A 21,203-nucleotide genomic window follows, 5' to 3' on the forward strand; every position below is an offset into this window, starting at 1 on the left:
TGCTTGGCAGTCCTAAGTACAACAACGATCTTTTATTTGTCTTTATTGCATTTGCTTTTGATACTCATCATAATATTCTTGAATGATCTCTAAGTTTGTTGGTAGGCCAATGTTATTTACTTGCTCAACATATCCATCCCACTCAGAATCAATGCCGCCTTCTGTAACCCATTTAGAGAAGCTAGACATTGCAAGGTTCATAAATTCTGTATTAATTAAACTCATTGTATTGTTGTCTTCTTCTGTATACTTTAAGAATGTTCCAGGTAATACATCGTTCTTTGTATCAACAGCATCTAATGCTGGTTGAAGAGCTTCTGTTTGACTACCAACGTTTTGCATATCTGTTCCTAATGTTAATTCTAAATCATCAGAAATATAGAATGCTCCGTTATCTGCCCATGAAGAAGTCCACTTCCATGTACCAGGATCCATTTTCTCATCTGCTGGCGGTAAAATGCTATATGAACCATCACCATTATCCTTGATGTTAGGCCCAATTGATCCAAATAGAACCTGCATTCCAACGATTGGATCATATAATTGATCAATGAATTTCATCGCTGCAGCTTTATCTTTCGTCTTAGATGACATTTGAACCATATTCACACCATAATTTAGAACATCATAATCATATGTCCAAGATGTCTGAACATCCGAGCTTGCATCTACCTTAAGTGGAGCAATTGAAGCATATTGATCAGAAATTTCAGTACCAAATCGGTCTGTTAATTCCCATCCGTACGTATATCCAACTTTTGCATTTGTTCCTTCTCCACGAGCTACTGACTGATATTTTGTATAATCTTGTGTGAATGCTTCTTCACTAATTAATCCTTCACTATATAGCTTGTTTAAGAATGTAACAAATTCCTTATAGCGCTCATCAACAAAGAAGTTTTTCACTTCACCATCTTCAGCGATGTAACCTTGACCACCGCCACCAACAATCGTCATACCCATACTTCCAAGTAAGACTGTCGGATGGAAGAAGCCGAATCCACCAGTACCAATTGGTGCAAAGTCCATTGGAATTTCATCGTTTGGATCGCCATTTCCATTTGCATCTTCTTCTTTAAATGCTTTCAATACTTCATATAATTCATCCCAGTTTGTTGGTTGCTCAAGCCCTAAATTTTCTAACCATTGCTGATTAATAAATTGCCTTGTAGCTGTACCTGGCCAATATCTTTGATACTTCGGTAAACCAAATACCTCACCATTAAGCTGAGTAGAAATCACTTTTAATTCAGGCTTTTCTTCAAACATCTTTTTAATGTTTGTACCATGCTCCTCAATAAGTGGGTTCAAATCTTCAAACAAACCTTTAAACTTTGAAAAGTCTGCATCTGTTATTGCATTAGGTCCGACAATAATATCTGGAATATCACCACCAGCAAGCATTGCTCCTTTTTTCTGATCCCAGTCAGCTGTTACTTGCTCCCATTTAATATCAACACCAGCAGCCTTCTCTGCTTCTTCTAACCATTCCATCTCTTCAAGATCTTTTGTTAGTGGATGTTTTGTAATGAGACCTGTTAACTTGACTCGTCCATCTTCTGTTACCTCAGGTTCTTTACTAGCACTATCACTTTTACAACCTGCTAAAATAGCTGTAAACAAACTTAAAACTAGTAAAATGCTTAACACCTTTTTCATTCAATTTCCCCCTGTTTGATTGTTTTTATCGAAACAGTTTTCAGACTTCAACTTTTACTCTTGTGCTGAAAACTATTGTTTCCAAAATAATTCAAAAATTGTTCACAAAAGCATTAACTTATTTGTTAAGATAATAAAAAGGTAGTAAATTGGTTTGAATGTAAATGTAAGTGTTTTCATTTGTTAATATCATAATATCACTACCAATATTTTCTGTCGGTAGTCAAAAATAGATAAAAAGTGGATAAATCACACTACATTTAGTTAATATTTATATTAACTAAATGTATAAGGAAAAATTTCCATTTTGTAATAAAAGGATAATCTAAAGCAATTTAATTATTAAACTAGTACACTTTGTGATGTTCAATTGATGAACCTTTAAATACATGACTTTAAATAGGTGGGGGATAAATTGAGAGAATTTGTTAAAATACAAGCTAAATCACCTGTTGAATTCCATTTAGGTGGTCATTTCATATCAAAAGTTCCTTGGATTCACGCAAAGCGTACATTACATGATCATGAAGTGATTGTTGGCATTGAAGGTGCTTTATATATGGAGATCGAAGAAATTCAATATGAAGTGCGTCCAGGAGATATTTTAATTATGCCGGCTAATATGGTGCATACAGGCTATAAGCACTGTTCACCAGGTTTATCTTTCTATTGGTTTCATTTCTCAGCGGAAAGCGATTTAGAATTCATTGATGAAAACAAGTTAAAAAGCGAGATTACGTTGCTTAAAAGCAATCGATTTTCAGATCTTAATCAATCAGATATCTTGCTACCCATTTACTCGAAACCAAAGGATATTAATCGAATTCACATTTTATTTCACCAATTACTTGATATCGCTAATTCCAATTATTTTAACCGATTTGCAATTAATTATTTGGCAACTTCTTTACTAATAGAGCTCTCTGAACAATTTATTACGAAGTATAATGCGATTCAAGAAACGTCTTTAACAGATAAGAATTTATTAAAAGTAATGGAATGGATTCGGTTGAACGCATCAGATGAAATCAATGTTAGCTCTGTTGCAGACTATTTCAACTATAATCCTAATTATCTATCAAGAATGTTCAAGGAAAAAACCGGAAAAAATATAAAAGATTACATACAATCATTAAAAATAGTCCGAGCTAAGGATTTACTTATACGAACAAATGAGAGCATAAGAGATATTTCTAATGCTGTTGGAATTTCTGATGAAAAATACTTTATGAGGCTCTTTAAAAAATTCGAAAATCTAACTCCGACTGAATTTAGAAAGGCCTATTGTAGGAAGACGTTGAATAAAGAATAGAAAGGCGGAGGCGCCTCGTTCAGCCCCGACAGGCATAAGACGAATCACGCAGGAAATCTTGTTTTCCGGAGTGATTTGACTTATGACCCCGAGGGGCTAGGCGCTGGAGCTAGACAATAAAACTGAGTGCGACGTTCATACTTTCTTATTTTCAAAAAAGGGAAGCTTCTCGAGCTTCCCTTAATTACTTGAATTACTACTAGATAGTGTTAATTCGATACTGATTTTCTCTCCATCTCGATAAACATCTAGGGTTACTTTGTCGCCAACTTCAAGTTCGGTATATAAATACTTTCGTAATTCATCCGAACTTGTAATTTGTTCACCATTCATCGCTACAATGACATCTTCTGTTTTCAGACCAGCTTGAGCGGCAGCTGAATTTACCTCTATATTGGTGATCATAGCGCCTCCTTCAAGGTCTTGTGGGAGATTTTGCAAGTACATAGATGGAATCTCTTCCAAACTCGCTAATCCAACACCAAGATATGGTCGTTCAACTTGTCCAGTTTCAATCATTTCATTAATGATAGGGACTAAATCATTACTAGGAATTGCAAAGCCTAATCCTTCTACTCCATCGACTGAGATTTTCAAGCTATTGATACCAATTAATTGACCCGCTGTATTAATCAGTGCCCCACCACTATTTCCAGGGTTAATCGCAGCATCTGTTTGTATAACATTTAAATCCCAATTTCCAGCAGATGTTGATACACTAATGGTTCTGTCTACCGCACTAACAATTCCCTGTGTGACCGTATTGGAAAATTCAAGACCAAGAGGATTTCCAATTGCTAATACAGTTTCTCCAGCTCTTAGCTTACTTGAGTCACCGAAATTGAGTTGATTTGTCGCATAGTTTGCATCAATTTTTAACACAGCTAAGTCTGTTAATGGGTCTGCTCCAATTAACTCAGCAGTTGTTTTTTCTCCTCCATGAACCGTAATTTCAAGTTCAGTTGCATGTTCAATCACATGATTGTTCGTAACCACGTATGCATTCTTTTCATCAATTTTAAATATAACACCAGTACCAGTTCCGCTTTCGACGGCTTCAGAACTGCTTGAATTAGGGTAGAACCTACCTTGTGTTTGAGGTTGTAAATTCACAATACCAACAATTGCTTTGGAAGCTTCCTCTACTATGTCTGCCATTGATCCGGATGAAGGCGATGTTGTCGTTGTGACTGCAGTTTCTTTTATAGTTACTGCTTCAGTCTCATTACTACTATTGCTGTTCTCAGTCGTTGTCGAAAACTGTGATACCTTTGATTCCACCGAAGAATATAAATCCTCGACATACCCTGAAATAGGTATAAGTGAGAGAGTTAGCATCGAACCAATGACTCCACCACCGACCAATGTCAGTAGTCCTCTTCTGCTCTTTTTTTCCTTTTTAGGTTTTGTTTCTTCTATATCATTTTGATGATCATTAAAATATTCATTCATGTTACTAGCCTCCTCATTTTCACCAACTCTATTAATAGCTTTTGGCGTTAATCAAATGATAGCGTGAAAATATGAAAGAATTGTTAACAAATCTGTAAGATAGAGAGAAGTTTTTCAGACATATTATCCGATTTCTCAATTGAAAATGGACCGCCAACTGACGATCCATTCCACTCCACACTCTTGTTATTCATGATTCTCGTTATTACTCTTTATGACCGTGGAAAAAATGAATCCCTTTTTTATGTGGAAACAGATTTAATTCTTCTAGCTTCTCTCCATGATTTGTCATCATCTCATCTAGAAGTTCAAAGGTAGACTTACCTTCTGTTTTCATTCCTAGTTTTTCTGCTGCTTGCAAAATCCTTTTTTCTCGTACTTCATGAGCTACTTGATGATGATCCTTATTATCAGTTGTTATTCCTAATTCTTTTGCTTCTTTAATAATTTGAGCTTTGTGTACTTCCTTACCCAATTCTTTTAAATCCTTACCCTTAAGCGATATTCCTAATTCTTGTGCAGCTTTTTTAACCGATGTTTCATGAACTTCTTTGGCTAACGCTTTGAGTTCTTTTCCTTCCGTCGAAATCCCCAATTTCTTGGCTGACTTTTGTAGTTCTATATTACGGATCTCATTTACAATAGAATCAATATCTTTCCCTTCTGTTTCAAGACCAAGTCCCTTAGCTCTTTTCTTAATCATGTTTTCTCGTATCTCTTTTACAATTGTCTCTGTGTCTTTTCCTTCTGTCTCAATACCTAGTGCTTCGGCATGTTTTTTTATAACCTCCGGATCGTGTTTAAAATGTTTGTGATGGCTATGTACCTCAGTTGATTTACCTTCTACTTTGTCATCTGCTGCAAAGACTTGACCCACGCTAAGCAATCCAAGAACCAATGCAATGGAAAATAAGTAAGAAATCTTCAGTTTGTTCATTCTAAAATCCTCCTAAAAAATGATTGGTTGATCATGTGTTAGGATGTCCGAAAGATATGACCAAATTATGAACAAATTATTAAATGTTATGTATTGCGATGATAAATGGAAAGTTTCGTTGAAAATATTTAAAAATGTGAAATGAAGAAAAGATAAAATTACTATTCTATCTCTATTTTAAGAAGGAACGACTGTGTATTTTCCTGTCACAAAGAAAACGGAGATTCCTACTATTTGAGAATAGCCGGTATCTTTTATAAAACAGTTCGATCATTTTCTACATCATCCGTTCTTAACAAAGGCAACTGATAGCTAAAGAAAAAAATAATGCATATATTTGAAAATGTATCAAAAACTAAAAAAACTACATATATGAAAAGAGCTGATAGATTTGGAACAAGAAGAAAAATTGAAAACTGCTGCAACTGCAATGATGAGTGATTTCAAGGTGCAAACTTTTGGAGGTGCTGAGAAAACAACTGATACTGTGGTTGCTATGGACACTGTTTCAAGTATTATCGATGATTGGAACGCTATGTCTAAAAAGGCAGCTAATCTTACAATTAAACAATACGGTCCTCCAAACGAAGCAACACAAAGTAGGTTAATTTGGTATAACAACGGACCTTGGAAACGAACAATTGTTTATCGTGATGAAATTCCACACGATTTTCCACAACCACACACTGATGTTATCGAGAATTATATTAACTATTCCGTTCCTCCTGAAATGTTTAGTGAGATTGCAAAATTTGATGGAAGTGTAGTCGTTGAACGGACAAAAGGAGAAGTATCTTCACGATGTGATATGGAAGCCGCTAATATCCTTGCTCTAAACTTAATGAATGATATTGTAACAGGTAAATTAAGCGTTGAAGAAGCCCGTGATAAGTATTGTGAAGTGACGTCTACTTTTATGATGAATAGACCAGCTCCTTATGCCGAGAAACTTCAATTCGATGTAAGAAAAGACGAAAAGTATGATACGGACATTGTTATGATTGCTGATGAAATGGTGGAACAAGCCATAGAAAAAGTTAACGATATAGTTGGTGATAGTATGGGTAATAACAGGCTTCATTGAAAAATTGATTGATTCTCTATAAACTGTCTTTCCAGACAGTTTTTTTATTGAACTACACTGAGCCGAAAAACTTTATATTAAATAATAGGACTTTAATTAAAACATCTTTTTATAGGCTGTTTCTCAAAGTTTGTTATTTTAAACATAAAAAACATTTGGATGGTAGTTACAAGCAGGTGGAATACACGTAGACTCCTGGGGAGCAGTGAACAAAGTGAAACCCAACCCCACCGGAGCATGGGCTACGAGGAGGCTCACTGGTCACCCGCCGGACGCGGAGTGTATTCAGTCTGCGGCTTTAAAAGCAACAATCTATACAACAGCCTTTATAAAACCATTTTATGGACTTATTTATCTATAGCCTGTTTGCTAAGATAACTGATTACAGTTCCGATTAATGCACTTCTGATCACATCATATGGGTAGTGTGCAGCTGTCCATACTCTTGAAATTCCAGTTAAGGTTGATAATAAGAACATGATAATCCCTAATTTTTTGTGATAAATATAGATGATTGTTGAGCTAGCAAAGGTTAATAATGTGTGTTTACTCGTATAAGTGGAATCCTTTTTCACTGGGATTAGAACCTTTGCTTTTTGAACCAAGAAAGGCCTTGGCTTAAATTTAAAATAATTTACAAAGGTATTGATCATTATATTGACCATGATAGAAAGAACTGACACAATGAATACTTTCTTTTTTGAACGATTTCGCAAAAAGATAAAGAGTAGAGCAATGGCATAGATGTAACGTAACTTATTTGACGCAAAAACCATTATAGAATCGACAATAGAATTTCTACCTGCTAATTGATTGATCTTTTTAAATAACATTTGATTCATCACAATATCCCCTAGATTTTATTTCTATCTATCCTTCCTCTAGTTATTGAAAAGTATGTATAAAACCAATTAAAGTTCAGCAAGTATCATAGCTATAGCAGTCTTAACAGACAAAATATCAGTATAGAACTATATTAAAAAGTAATATTAATCTAGTATAATATGAGTTATGATAAGAGAAAATAATCTTACAAGACACATAAAAGTTATATTGTTATAGAATTATCCGATTTTAGAGTAAAAGAAAAGGAGACTTAACTGAATGAAGAAGAAACCATTAATCATTTCAGCAATTATTGTCCTATTACTAATGAGTGCTTATGTTGCTGTCGGTAATTATTTTTACAATTTCGCTCTTGTAGTAGATCAAGAAAAAGAATTTATGGAGGATAATCCTCATTTAAAGGAAAGTGAAGCAGTTATAGCTGAGGTGGCTAAAGAAGACAGTCTAGCCAACGCGGAATTTGAAAGTCAGCACACACCTTCACCCCTACCTGTTGTATCAAATGACAAGCTGAAGTTAAAGCTGCATGCAGATGTATATCATAACGGGGAGAAAAATCATAACTGGGCCATTGTTGTTCACGGGTATACAGGTGAAGCCTCTGATATGACAAGATGGATTCGTAACTTTTACGATAAAGGGTACAATGTCCTTGCCCCTGATCTTCGTGGTCATGGAAATAGTGAGGGCGATTATATTGGGATGGGATGGCATGACCGTAAAGATGTTTTATTATGGATTGATGAGATCATTAAAATGGACCCTGAAGCAGAAATCGCGTTATATGGAATCTCTATGGGGGGTGCGACAGTCATGATGACGGCTGGGGAAGATCTACCTTCCAATGTAAAGGTCATTGTCGAGGATTGTGGATATTCTTCTGTTAGTGGTGTGTTCAAGTATCAACTTGATGATTTATTCGGATTACCTGAGTTTCCTATACTGAACGCTGCAAACACTATCACCCAATTACGTGCAGGATATGATTTATACGAGGCTTCGGCCGTCAATCAGGTTGCGAAAAGTAAAGTACCGATCTTGTTTATCCATGGCGACCAAGACTCGTTTGTACCATATGAAATGTTAGATGAAGTGTATGAGGCAGCAAAGGTTGAAAAAGAACGGCTAGTAATACCTGGGGCAGGGCATGGTGAAGCAGCAAAAGTAGACCCTGAATTATACTGGAATACAGTTTGGGGATTTGTTGATCGTTATATTGAATAGCAGTTTTCAAAAAAGAGGAGATCAGCAAACATGTTGATTTCCTCTTTTTTTAGGCTGTTATCGACTTCTTCTACCTCTAGTCGATGATGTTGACTTACTTTGTGGTCGACGATCATCTGTACTTCTTCTTGATGAAGGACCAGTACCTCTTCGTCGATCATCTCCTCTACCTTGAGGACGACGTGTCTTGTTTATTTGTTCAGTACGTTCTTGTTGGTAATCTTCACGATCAGGAATGCTGATTCCTTTAATGACTTGTTTATCTAAGGTTTGATTAATTCCTTTTTCGATCATACGTAAGAAATCCAAGTCTTTAGGAGCAACTAGTGTAATGGCAATACCATCTCCACCTGCACGACCTGTTCGACCTATTCGGTGAACATAGCTTTCAACATCATGTGGAATATCATAGTTGTATACATGTGTTACACCTTCTACATCAAGACCCCTTGCAGCTACATCTGTCGCAACTAGAAATTGAACCTTTGCTTCTCTAAACCGTTTCATCGCTTTTTCGCGTTTAGCCTGTGTTAAATCACCATGTAGCTCATCTGCTTCATACCCATTGCTAATAAGGGCATCATACAATTTTTTCGCTCGTATTTTGGTACGACAAAAGATGATTGCTAAAAACGGACGATGCTCTTCAATTAAATGAAACAATGTCGCTTGTTTTCTACGATCCGTTGTTTCAATCACCACTTGTTTAATCTCTTCAACTGTTACTTTTTTAGCTTTAACTTCTATTATTTCTGGTTCAACCATATATTTTTTCGCAAGCGATTTAATTTCATTTGGCATGGTTGCTGAGAACAGCATGGTCTGGCGACTAGAAAAGGTTTCATAAATGATGTCATCTACTTCTGGAAGAAAACCCATATGTAACATTTGATCTGCTTCATCTAGCACAAGCATTTCAACTGTTGAAAGATCAATCGTTCCACGGCGAATGTGATCAAGTAATCGGCCTGGAGTTGCAACTACAATATGTTGAGCACCTTTTAACTTTTTCAACTGATGTGTAACGTCCTGACCACCATAGACTGCTAACACATTAACGCCTTCGATATTCTCAATCATTTTCTTTATTTCTTTTGTAATTTGCTGAGCCAATTCACGGGTGGGTGTCAAAATCAATGCTTGAACATCAGATTTGTTAATATCAATTTTTTCAAGGATCGGTAGTACAAACGCAAGTGTCTTACCCGTTCCCGTTTGCGCTTGTGCAATGACATCCTTCCCCTCAAGTGCAGTAGGAATGGTCCGTTCCTGTATCGGAGTTGGTGTCACAAGTCCTAATGACTTTAATGTATGATGTATTTCTTTTCGAATTCCAAGTTGTAAAAAATCAGTCAACGGTCATCACTTCTCTTTTCTTATTTTGATACTCTATTGGATAACTTAATAACTATAGCATATTGGTTAGTATTATACAGAGAGAATTTAATTATTTATACTTTGGGTGTTAATCTAAACTCAAAAAAATAGTACAACCGATGAAGGTTGTACTACTTTTTTTATTATTTATAGATTGGAAACTCGAGATAAATCGTATAAGGTTCCATTTTGTAGACTTCATACATCGTGTTGATTTGTTTAGCAGCCCAGCCAATGTCTGTTGCATATTGGTGTCCGGCTACTTTATTAGTAGACATGACCTCAGGATTCCAACGCATTTCATATAACGTATTTTGAACAGATTTATACCAATTATTCCCACGTAAGTATTCGTCACTAATAAATGCAGCTCCACCTACGATGGCTTTATATGGAGAATCCCATCCTTCTTCATAAGCTCTTTTCACTCCACAATCAAGCGGACAAGAGTCATATGCACCTATTCCATACATGTTATATACTTTTACACCGTTGTAGACGACTCCATTTGCTAGAGTAGATTTCCCGTGTCCTGTTTCTAGTAGAGTATGAGCCATTAAGTAGACTTCATTAATTCCGTATATTCTTCCGGCATCAATAAATGCTTGACCTTGACCAGCTAGAATACCTTTTCCAGTAAGATATTGATCTAGTGTCCCTACTGGCACATCACTAGATTTCGTTAAGTTCATGAATTGTAATCTTTGCTTTTCATCGTTGATAAACGTAGTAGGGTCCAAATAGGCTTGTACATCTGAAGCTTTTGCATTCCGCCAAGCTCCAAGCTTTATGCTGTACCAACCACTTGAATCTTCTGCTAAAACATGTAAAAGTGAACCTGACTTTGCATATCCATAAATATGACTAGTTGCATTTTGTTCAGCACGAATACTTAGACTAGTACTTGCAGTAACTTGACCTACCCTTAAGCTGCTACTAGCAAGACTACTATGGACATACATTTCTTTGTTATCATATTTAATCTTATACCATAATGTACTTCCAGAGACCGACTCACCCGTCACATTTTTATCAAGCAATATAAACAGAGTATCCTTACCAACAGTCGCCGCTATAGTGGCTTTTGTAGTTGGAGATGTTCTTAAGTTGACAGTACTTCCAGTGATAGCACCCCCATTAAACATCTGTAGATATTGACTGCTTACATATGCTGGGTCATTTCTATATTTATCTGTTTGAGGAGAAACCTTCATTTGCATAGCTAATGCTTCACTTAAGGTTATATTATAGGTGCTAGTTGCACTAATTAAACTTGGTTTAATAAAAGGTTTAGCTGTTGGTCCTGGTGCATTCCCACCTTTAGCTACTAAACGGATCTCAATAGCTTCCAAGCGTTTTGAAACAGCTTCGGTACCTGCAGATTGTCCGTTTTTAGCCCAGTCTAACCAACCATATGATTGTGCGTGAACACGATAGTAAATATCGTAATGTTGCGCCATTTCACCTGTTAAGTTCATTTGGATTGCTTCCAAGCGCTTGCCTTCTCCATATGTTCCTGATAGAGCACCGTTCGATACTGGGTTTAACCAACCATAGGTTTCTACGTGGGTTTTGTATGAAACAGCTCCTGAATATGGCAGATCCTTTAGGGTAATCTTGATTGCTTCCAAGCGCTTTGATTCTCCAAGAGTTCCTGACATAGCCCCATTAGATACTTGACTTAACCAGCCGTTACCTTGGACATGAGTGGTATACATGACAGATGGATCCATAATCAAAGGGTTGTTTGTTTTCCCAGGAGCGGCTCCTCCTTTTTCAACTATGACTACCTCAATAGCTTCTAACCGTTTGGACAATCCTTGTGTACCTGAAGATTGACCATTTTTAGCCCAGTCTAACCAGCCATAGGTTTGTGCATGTGCACGATAATAAATATCATAATGCACGGCCATTTCACCTGTTAAATTGATTTGAATGGCTTCCATCCTTTTACTTTCCCCTGATGTACCAGAGAGAGCACCATTATATACATTGCTCATCCAGCCGTAGCTTTCGACATGGGTTCTATACGTGATGTCCCCTTTATAAGGGGTGTTTTTCAATGAAATCTTAACGGCTTCCATGCGTTTTGATTTTCCAATGGTTCCTGATGACTTTCCATCAGAAACAGTGCTTAACCAACCGTAATCTTGAACATGTGTTGTATAAGACACTGATGGATCAAGAACAAATGGCTTGGAGGTAGATCCTGGAGCAGCAGCACCCTTTGGAACTAGAACGATTTCTAATGCCTCCAAACGTTTTGACAGTCCTTGTGTACCGGCATTTTGTCCGTTTTTAGCCCAACCTAGCCAACCATAATCTTGTGCATGAACACGATAATAAATATCGTAATGTTGGGAAATATCACCCGTTAAATTGATTTTGATCGCTTCCATACGTTTCGATTCTTTAGAAGTACCTGACATTGCACCATCTGATACCGGATTTAACCAGCCATGTGTCTGTACATGTGTACTGTAAGTAACAGATCCGGTATATGGAGAGTTTGCTAATGAAATCTTAATAGCTTCCATGCGTTTCGATTCCCCAGAGGTACCTGACATTTTACCATCTGAAACTACAGGTAACCAACCGTAGTCTTGTACATGTGTTGAATACACAACAGATGGCACTGAAGTTGCACTAACCGATTGAGTTTGAACTGGTGTTGAATCAGCTTCTACTTGACTCTCTGTTTCTTCAGTAGCTGGTGCTTCAACATCAGCGGTTGTTTCTTCAGTTGTTGGCTCAACAACTGTATTTAAAGAATCATATTCTTCTTTCGTAATGACTGTTTTTTGATCAATTCCATCGATAAAGAAATAAATTAATTCTTTACTTTTAATCAAAGTACCATATTCATCAATCGTACTTTTTTCTTCAATAGATGTACCATTGTCGTTTTCCTCAACAACAGTCAGTTGTTCGTTAAGCTCTAGGGGTGTCACTTTTTCAGCACTAAATGTATCTGAATTAGTTACCCGATAATATACACTCTTACTTTCTGTTATATACAGTTCATTTAACCCTTCACTAACCTGCAAACTTGTTTCTATTGTTTGGTTATTAGAATCAGTTACTGAGCTGCTAACAGCTGACTTATCTTCATCTATCCATCCACTTAATTTTAATGATACTTCTTCATCAATTACTACTTCTTGTTCTTCACCATTATAGTGAATGAAATAATAACTAGATTCTTCAACGGAACCTGTTGTTTCTAAGTTTTCCGAAGCAAATCCAATACTTATGTTAGAAAGAAAAGATAAACTTATTAATAGAGTACTAATTAATAATACAAAGCTTTTTTGTACCATCTTCAATTTTTCTCAGACCTCCTATAAAAATAAAATAGAATAAACATATTATATAATTATTATAATAGTAGATGATCGAAAAGCTATAATTATAAAATCATATAATAGTCCCTATCATTACAAAAAAGTTTCTTGTTCAACTATGTAATAGTTGCTGCAGTCAATTAAATAAAAGGCCAATAAACACGAACCACTCTCCTTATGCTTTAATAAAGTTAGATTGTTCCTAATCTATTAATTTCATAGATTAATTCTTTTAATTATAAACAAAAAATATAAAAAGGAATAGATGTAGATTGCACTATTCTACATTTTTCGAGAATTTTCATAATTCAACATGATAATAAAAAAAGTAGAACAACTAGATTAGTTGTTCTACTCAGATAAGACTCTATTAAACTTTTATTTATAAACAGGAATTTCGAGATAGATTGTATATGGTTCCAATTTGTATAGTTCATACATTGTGTTAACTTGTTTAGCAGCCCAGCCAATGTCTGTTGCATATTGGTGTCCGGCTACTTTATTAGTAGACAACATTTCAGGATTCCAACGCATCTCATATAATGTGTTTTGAACGATATTATAACTGTTATTTCCACGTAAATATTTATCGCTGATAAAAGCAGCACCACCTACAATGGCTTGATATGGTGTGAACCAGCCTTTTTCATATGCTGTTTTTGCCCCACATTCAAGTGGACATGCATCATATGCACCAATACCGTACATATTATACACCGTTTTACCATTATATAAGACTCCTTTGGCAAGTGTTGAAGTCCCATGTCCTGTTTCTAATAATGTATGTGCCATTAAATAGACTTCATTAATGCCATAGATGTTACCCGCGTCGATAAATGCTTTTCCTTGATTAGCTAAGATCCCTTTTCCTGAAAGATATTTATCTAATGTCGAAACTGGTACATCACTAGGTTTTGTTAAATTCATGAATTGTAATCTTTGCTTTTCATCATTGATGAAATTAATTGGATTTAGAAAGGCTTGTACATCTGCAGCTTTTGCGTTACGCCAAGCACCAACACCTACTCTGAACCAACCAATTGGATCTTCCTCTAAGACAGTTAATAAGGTACCCTTCGGTGCGGAACCATACACATGACTCGTTGCATTCTTTTCCGCTCGAATCACTAGTTGATCTGCGGTAACTCTACCAACTCTTGAATGAATCTTCGAAAGACTACTATGAACATATAGTACTTGACCTTTGTATTCAATCTTGTACCACAATGTACTATCAGAGAACACATCACCTGTCACATTTTTATCAAGTACGAGAAATGCTGTCCCTAATCCAACATTCACTGCGATATTATCATCGGAAGTTAAAATTGGAGATGTTCTTAAATTCACACTCGTTCCAGTTATTGAACCGCCGTCATACATCTCTAAATACTGACTACTTACATATCCAGGATCATTTCTGTATTTATCAGTCTGTGGAGCTGTAGAAGCTTTCATTTGCATATTTAACGCTTCATTTAACGTAAGATTATAGTGAATATTAGTACTAATTAAGCTTGGTTTCACAAAAGGTCTAGTTGTAGCTCCTGGTGCAGTTCCGCCTTTTTCAACTAAAACAATCTCAATCGCTTCTAAGCGTTTTGATAGTGCTTCAGTACCTGCAGATTGACCGTTCTTGGCCCAGTCTAACCAGCCATAAGTCTGTGCATGTACACGATAATAGATATCGTAATACTTTGCCATTTCACCTGTTAAGCTTAGTTGAATGGCTTCCATCCTTTTACTTTCACCAGATGTACCAGATAAAGCACCGTTTGAAACTGCATGTAACCAGCCATATTTTTCGATATGCGTTTTGTAAGTGATTGCACCGGAATACGGCAGATTTTTAAGTGAAATCTTGATCGCTTCCAAGCGTTTTGACTGTCCGGATGTTCCTGACATTTTGCCATCTGAAACTGGCTTTAACCAACCATATCCTTGGACATGTGTGGTATAAGAAACCGATGGATCCAATATAAATGCTTGATCAGTCGCCCCTGGAGCAGATGCTCCTTTTTGAACCAAAACGACTTCGATCGCTTCTAAGCGCTTCGATAGTCCTTGAGTACCAGCAGATTGGCCATTTTTTGCCCATCCTAACCAGCCATAGGTTTGTGCATGAACACGATAGTAAATATCATAATACTGAGCCATGTCACCTGTTAGGTTTATTTGGATGGCTTCCATCCTTTTACTTTCACCAGAAGTACCTGATAATGCTCCATTTGACACAGGACTTAACCATCCATAGTTTTGAACATGTGTCTTATAGGTAATGTCCCCAGAATATGGACTATTCTTCAATGAAATTTTAATTGCTTCCATTCGTTTACTTTCGCCAGATGTACCTGACATTTTACCATCAGAAACTGTAGATAACCAACCGTAGTTTTGTACATGTGTTGAATACACAACTGAAGGCATTGCAGTAGCTTTAATGGATTCAGTATCTACTGATGATTGATTTACAGCAGGAACACTGGTTGTTTCTTTAACCGCATTTATTACATCATATTCTTCACTTGTAATCATTATTTTTTGACTATTTTCATCTGTTACGTAATATACTAACTCATGATTCTTAATTAATGTATCATATTGATCAATTGTATATTGTTCTTCAATCGACGTTCCATTTTCGTTCTTCTCTATTACAGTTGAGTGTTCATTTAACTCGAGTGATGTTACCAGTTCTGTTTTATATTCACCTGATACAATGACACGATAATAAATACTCATGTTTTCTGTAATTGGAAGTTCATTTAAACCTTGACTTACTTGAAGGATTTTCTCTTCTTGGTCATTAGTTATCCCAGAAATAGCACCGCTGACAGTGGACTTAGCATCATCTGCCCATCCAGTAAGTAACAATTTTGTTTCTTCATTAAAGCCTATTTCTTGCTTTTCACCATTATAGTGAATAAGATAGTAACTAGACTCTGCGTTTGTTTCATTTGTTTGTGAGTTTTCTGATGCATAACCCATTTGAATATTGGAAAGAAAAGATAAACTCATTAATAGTGAACAAATAAGTAGTGGAAAGATTTTTTGCACCATTTTCAATTTTTCTTTAGCCCTCCTAATCTAATCATATATAATAGAAGTTAACGATTTTTTTAGTTGAAAATAAATTCATCCCTAAATCGAACTATTACTCTTGGATTATACTAAAGTAGCTAGTTCATGTATTCAGGTAATATATGAGAATTCAAGATTTGTAGGGTTTAAAAAAGTTTTTTTGATTTTAGAAGAAAAATATCGAAATTTGTCTTTTGCTATAATAGAGGATGTGCTATTATAAAAAGTGCGATTGGAAAGCTCCTATTCGAAATATTGACTCTTTCCTAGCAGATAATTTTTGACCCCTTCCTTTTACAAGGAATGTGAAGGCCATACGGACAGCCAGGTCAAATGCCGATTGGCAACATTGTTGCCCTATTGATTGAGTTAGAAGCTCAAATTTTATAAGTTGGTTACTTTATAACCAGTGCATTGCACATCAACTTGTGAAACGGTCAATAAGAGTGGTAAAAGTAAATTATTTGCTATTTAGACTCTGATCCTTTTAAGGTATATTTCGAATATTGAAAAGCTCCTATAATAAGTCCTTTCATGTTTTTACATATTTTTGCCTGGACTTACTCATGCTATTTAATATTGAAAATTATATCTGAAGCAAGTGTGATACACGTGTATGCGTGTTTGCACTTGCTTTTTATTTTTCAGGAGTGATGACAGTCTCCTGTCAGACCTTCCACCATAGTTGAAGTGTTATGTATGATTTAAAAAAATTCATTGAATGAGGGGATAACAAAATGGGAAAAGCTCTTGTTATTGGTTGTGGTGGAGTGGCATCTGTAGCCATTCAAAAATGTGTTCAAAATAGCGATGTATTTGAAGAAATTTGTATTGCAAGCCGTACAAAATCTAAATGCGATGATTTAAAAGCGAAACTTGACGGTGGGAAAACTAAAATTACAACTGCACAAGTGGATGCAGATAATGTGGATGAACTAATTGCTTTGATCGAAGAAGTGAAACCAGATATCGTCATGAATCTTGCGTTACCATACCAAGACCTAACTATCATGGATGCATGCCTTGCGACGAAAACACATTATATGGATACAGCGAACTATGAACCAGAAGATACTGCAAAGTTTGAATATAAATGGCAATGGGACTACCGTGAGCGCTTTGAAAAAGCTGGAATTACCGCTCTATTAGGCAGTGGATTTGATCCAGGTGTTACGGGTGTATTCTCGGCTTATGCTCTAAAGCATTATTTTGATGAAATCGAATATATCGATATCCTTGATTGCAATGGTGGAGATCATGGCTATCCGTTCGCAACGAATTTTAACCCTGAAATCAATATCCGTGAAGTATCTGCTAACGGAAGATACTGGGAAAACGGTGAATGGGTTGAAACAGAACCAATGGAAATCAAACGCGTATATAACTTCCCAGAAGTTGGCGAGAAGGATATGTACTTACTTTACCATGAAGAACTGGAATCTCTTGCTCAAAACATCCCAGGACTTAAGCGAATTCGTTTCTTCATGACATTTGGTCAAAGTTATATTACACATCTAAAGGCATTAGAAAATGTTGGAATGACTTCTATTGAACCAATTGAATTTGAAGGGAAACAAATTATTCCACTTCAATTCTTAAAAGCAGTATTACCTGATCCAGCAACATTAGGACCACGTACTGTTGGTAAAACGAATATCGGGTGTATCTTCAAAGGGAAAAAAGATGGCAAAGAAAAAACATACTATGTATACAATGTATGTGACCACCAAGAATGCTATAGAGAAGTTGGTTCACAAGCAATTTCCTATACAACAGGTGTACCTGCAATGATCGGAGCTGCAATGATCTTGACTGGTAAGTGGAATAAACCAGGTGTATATAATATAGAAGAATTTAATCCAGATCCATTCATGGAAGAATTGAACAAATGGGGACTTCCATGGGTTGAAGATTTTAATCCTGTGCTTGTTGACGAAGAAACGTCAGAAACAAAAGTACCGGAGTTTGTTCGATAAGATGAGGTTCGAAGAATTACCAACACCATGTTATGTCGTAGATGAAAAGCTGATCGTAAGAAATCTAGAGATCCTAAACGGTGTTATGCAACGAACAGGTGCTAAAATTGTTTTGGCTCAAAAAGCTTTTTCAATGACGAGTATGTATCCCCTAATCGGAAAGTATTTAAGTGGCACAACCGCGAGTGGTTTGTACGAGGCTCGCCTTGGTAATGAAGAAATGGGCAAAGAAACACATGTCTTTGCCCCAGCTTACCGGGAAGATGAAATTGATGAAATCGTATCTATTTGCGATCACATCATTTTTAATTCGTTCTCACAGTTAGAAAAGTTTAAAAGCAAAGCACTTCAAGGTGGCAGAAAAATAGGCTTGCGTATCAACCCTGAATGTTCTACACAAGATGGACATGAAATCTATGATCCTTGTTCACCAGGTTCTAGATTTGGGGTAAAACGAGAAGATTTCCGCCCTGATTTGCTTGATGGTGTCACAGGATTACATTTCCATACCTTATGCCAACAAAACTCAGATGATTTAAAAACAACATTAGATGCGGTGGAAGAGAAATTTGGGGAATGGCTATCACAAATGGAATGGATCAATTTTGGTGGTGGACATCATATCACAAGAGAAGATTACGATCTCGCTACCCTCGAATCTTGTATTAAGAGAATGCAAGACAAGTATGGTTTAGAAGTTTATCTTGAACCAGGGGAAGCAATTGCTCTTAATGCAGGCTACTTGGTTACTTCAGTTCTAGATCTCCACAAGAATGGAATTGATATTGCGATTATGGACACATCTGCAACATGCCACATGCCTGATGTGTTGGAAATGCCGTATCGCCCTCCTCTATTTGGTTCTGGAGAATCAGGCGAGAAAGAATTCACTTATCGACTTGGTGGACAGACTTGTCTTACTGGTGATGTAATTGGAGATTATTCGTTTGATCAACCATTAAAGACTGGCGATCGTTTAGTCTTTGGTGACATGGCCATTTATACGATGGTTAAAACCAACACATTCAATGGGATGCCATTACCAGCAATTGCTGTACAGGATCGAGATGGTGATTGTAAGGTCGTTCGTACTTTTGGGTATGAAGATTTTAAAGGTCGATTAGCATAGAGTGACAGTAATATAGAAGATAGTAGAAACCAGACTCGATATTGAGTCTGGTTTTTTAGTGGGAAAATATAGATGGTGCACTTTCCATTCGCTACGAGCCACTCCCTTTCCGCGGGGCAGGCGATGAGCCTCCTCGTCGCTAGCTCCTGTGGGGTCTCATCTGTCCTGCAAATCCCGCAGGAGTCTCGTGGCTCTTCGCTCATTCCAAGGAACTTAGTTTTATCATTCCATCACTAAACTATTAATTTAATCCGACTATTTCGATATTTTTTATTATATTTTAATAAATATTTTGACTATTACAAATTAAAATGAGGTATAATAGAGAAAAATCAAATAGAGAAGATGATACCTGTGCTGTATAAAAGTATTGAATTCAAAAATGTTGATGGACAGAGAGTAAAAGTGAGTGAAATTCCTGTTTTGGCAAATCATCACCGTTATTACTTTATGGTAGATATTCGTTTACAAAGCTTAATTTCATCACTGTATAATCAATTACAAGGCAAGACCCATGTTTCTTTTCGGGAGTATTTGAAGCAAAAAATCAAATGGTCAGAGTACAAGGAATTATTTGATATTGAATCTTATCGAAATAATGCTTAACGATCAAAAACAACCAGCAGGTTTAACTGCTGGTTGTTTCAGAGTGAAGACAAAGTATAATTTGTAAAACCCAGGCTGATTGAAAACGCTTGAAGTCGAGGCGCGAACCCTTGGGAGGAGCGGAGTTACCATGAGGGTAATGAGCACCGAGCGAGGGTTCACAACGAAGAATGCGAGCGTTTGTCAACAGCCTGAAATAACCAGCAGGTTCATCTGCTGGTTGTTTTCTTATTTATAGTAGATTATATCGAACCGAAGTTAATTCTTCCGATAGATCCCACAGCTTCTTCATGGTCTCTTTGTTATAGACGTTTTTACGCGGAGTTTCGATTGTTGGGTTTCCTTTACGGTTCCCTGCACCATCTGGACCTATATACTCTCCCCCAACTAACGTTTTATCAGTCGCTGCCATAATGGTGGGTAAAACCCCTTTTTCGGCAGGCTGGGCGATTAGCTTAATTAGTGGTTTAATATACCATGGAGTGCTTTCTTTCCCAATTCTAAAAAGATTGGTCGCTGAAATTCCTGGGTGTGCAGCTAAGCTAATGGTCTTATAACCATTACGTTTTAAACGTTCATCCAACTCTTTTGCAAACATAAGATTGGCTAGCTTGCTTTGACTATAAAACTTCATCGCTTTATATCCTTTTGTACCATCTAAATTATCAAAATCGATCACACCATTTCGATGGGCAATTGAGCTAAGCGTTACAACACGAGGCTGTTCTCCTTTTTCTAAGAAAGGAAGCAATAAGCCAGTTAACGCAAAGTGACCTAAATGATTGCTCCCAAATTGAAGTTCATATCCTTCTTCTGTTTTCGAATAAGGCGGTGTCATAACTCCTGCATTATTAATTAGTAAATCAAGTCTCGTATAGTTTTTTGAGAATGTTTCAACAAATTGATGGACGCTTGTTAAACTTGCTAAATCAAGATGCAGGGCGTCTATCTTTGCTTCCGGGAATGATTTCAATAACGCCGCTTTCGCCTCTTCACCTTTGTTTTTATTCCTCACTGCCATCACGACAATATTTCCTGAATCTACAAAATGTTTGGCTGTTTCGAGACCTAAACCACTGTTAGCACCTGTTATAATGATTACTTTATCAGACATGTTTTATCCATTCCTTTTTTGTCTACTTTTTAATGTCTATTGTACAATCATTATAGCTCAAC

Annotated in this window: 14 protein-coding genes; 6 read left to right on the plus strand and 8 right to left on the minus strand. The window is 36.5% G+C overall.

The features are described from left to right. Nucleotides 1-42: 42 nt before the first annotated feature. Nucleotides 43-1,659 carry a type 2 periplasmic-binding domain-containing protein gene (locus BLQ56_RS01350; RefSeq protein ID WP_090849335.1) on the minus strand — a complete coding sequence of 539 codons (1,617 nt, stop codon included), beginning with the start codon at nt 1,657-1,659 and terminating at the stop codon, nt 43-45. Nucleotides 1,660-2,074: 415 nt separating this feature from the next. Here BLQ56_RS01350 and BLQ56_RS01355 point away from each other — a divergent pair, with 415 nt between their 5' ends. Continuing rightward, on the plus strand, nt 2,075-2,971 hold the full coding sequence (locus tag BLQ56_RS01355) for an AraC family transcriptional regulator (RefSeq protein WP_175490148.1): 897 nt from the start codon (nt 2,075-2,077) through the stop codon (nt 2,969-2,971). Between the two features lie 180 nt (nt 2,972-3,151). On the opposite strand, the gene BLQ56_RS01360 is transcribed toward BLQ56_RS01355, so the two are convergent. Both BLQ56_RS01360 and BLQ56_RS01365 read right to left on the minus strand, forming a co-directional pair. Continuing rightward, nucleotides 3,152-4,423 (minus strand): S1C family serine protease, encoded by a 1,272-nt coding sequence (locus BLQ56_RS01360; RefSeq protein ID WP_090849337.1) that lies wholly within the window; start codon nt 4,421-4,423, stop codon nt 3,152-3,154. Between the two features lie 205 nt (nt 4,424-4,628). After that, nucleotides 4,629-5,360 carry a hypothetical protein gene (locus BLQ56_RS01365; protein WP_090849338.1) on the minus strand — a complete coding sequence of 244 codons (732 nt, stop codon included), beginning with the start codon at nt 5,358-5,360 and terminating at the stop codon, nt 4,629-4,631. A gap of 391 nt (nt 5,361-5,751) precedes the next feature. Between BLQ56_RS01365 and BLQ56_RS01370 the strand changes: the two genes are divergently transcribed. Further along, on the plus strand, nt 5,752-6,444 hold the full coding sequence (locus BLQ56_RS01370; RefSeq protein WP_204381054.1) for a hypothetical protein: 693 nt from the start codon (nt 5,752-5,754) through the stop codon (nt 6,442-6,444). Nucleotides 6,445-6,791: 347 nt separating this feature from the next. Here the strand turns inward: BLQ56_RS01370 and BLQ56_RS01375 are convergent, their stop codons facing one another. After that, nucleotides 6,792-7,286 carry a phosphatase PAP2 family protein gene (locus BLQ56_RS01375; protein WP_090849339.1) on the minus strand — a complete coding sequence of 165 codons (495 nt, stop codon included), beginning with the start codon at nt 7,284-7,286 and terminating at the stop codon, nt 6,792-6,794. A gap of 262 nt (nt 7,287-7,548) precedes the next feature. Here BLQ56_RS01375 and BLQ56_RS01380 point away from each other — a divergent pair, with 262 nt between their 5' ends. After that, nucleotides 7,549-8,514 carry an alpha/beta hydrolase gene (locus BLQ56_RS01380; protein WP_090849340.1) on the plus strand — a complete coding sequence of 322 codons (966 nt, stop codon included), beginning with the start codon at nt 7,549-7,551 and terminating at the stop codon, nt 8,512-8,514. Nucleotides 8,515-8,571: 57 nt separating this feature from the next. Here BLQ56_RS01380 and BLQ56_RS01385 read toward each other — a convergent pair whose 3' ends face one another. From BLQ56_RS01385 to BLQ56_RS01395, 3 genes are all read right to left on the minus strand, one after another. Further along, nucleotides 8,572-9,870, minus strand: a complete 1,299-nt coding sequence (locus tag BLQ56_RS01385) for a DEAD/DEAH box helicase (protein ID WP_090849341.1) — start codon at nt 9,868-9,870, stop codon at nt 8,572-8,574. A gap of 164 nt (nt 9,871-10,034) precedes the next feature. Further along, entirely contained in the window at nt 10,035-13,211 is a 3,177-nt protein-coding gene (locus BLQ56_RS01390; protein ID WP_238457163.1) for a glucosaminidase domain-containing protein, read from the minus strand. 402 nt (nt 13,212-13,613) lie between these two features. Next, on the minus strand, nt 13,614-16,295 hold the full coding sequence (locus tag BLQ56_RS01395; protein WP_238457164.1) for a glucosaminidase domain-containing protein: 2,682 nt from the start codon (nt 16,293-16,295) through the stop codon (nt 13,614-13,616). A 758-nt stretch (nt 16,296-17,053) separates the two neighbouring features. Between BLQ56_RS01395 and BLQ56_RS01400 the strand changes: the two genes are divergently transcribed. The 3 genes from BLQ56_RS01400 to BLQ56_RS01410 all read left to right on the plus strand — a co-directional run bounded on the left by BLQ56_RS01400 (nt 17,054) and on the right by BLQ56_RS01410 (nt 20,027). Next, entirely contained in the window at nt 17,054-18,292 is a 1,239-nt protein-coding gene (locus BLQ56_RS01400; RefSeq protein ID WP_090849344.1) for a saccharopine dehydrogenase family protein, read from the plus strand. A gap of 1 nt (nt 18,293) precedes the next feature. Continuing rightward, on the plus strand, nt 18,294-19,421 hold the full coding sequence (gene nspC / locus BLQ56_RS01405; protein WP_090849345.1) for a carboxynorspermidine decarboxylase: 1,128 nt from the start codon (nt 18,294-18,296) through the stop codon (nt 19,419-19,421). A 345-nt stretch (nt 19,422-19,766) separates the two neighbouring features. Further along, on the plus strand, nt 19,767-20,027 hold the full coding sequence (locus tag BLQ56_RS01410) for a DUF2535 family protein (protein WP_238457131.1): 261 nt from the start codon (nt 19,767-19,769) through the stop codon (nt 20,025-20,027). A 232-nt stretch (nt 20,028-20,259) separates the two neighbouring features. On the opposite strand, the gene BLQ56_RS01415 is transcribed toward BLQ56_RS01410, so the two are convergent. Beyond that, nucleotides 20,260-21,141, minus strand: coding sequence for an oxidoreductase (locus tag BLQ56_RS01415; protein ID WP_090849347.1), 882 nt, complete (start codon nt 21,139-21,141; stop codon nt 20,260-20,262). Nucleotides 21,142-21,203 lie beyond the last annotated feature (62 nt).

Source organism: Litchfieldia salsa (assembly GCF_900104555.1).
Classification (GTDB): Bacteria; Bacillota; Bacilli; order Bacillales; family Bacillaceae_L; genus Litchfieldia; species Litchfieldia salsa.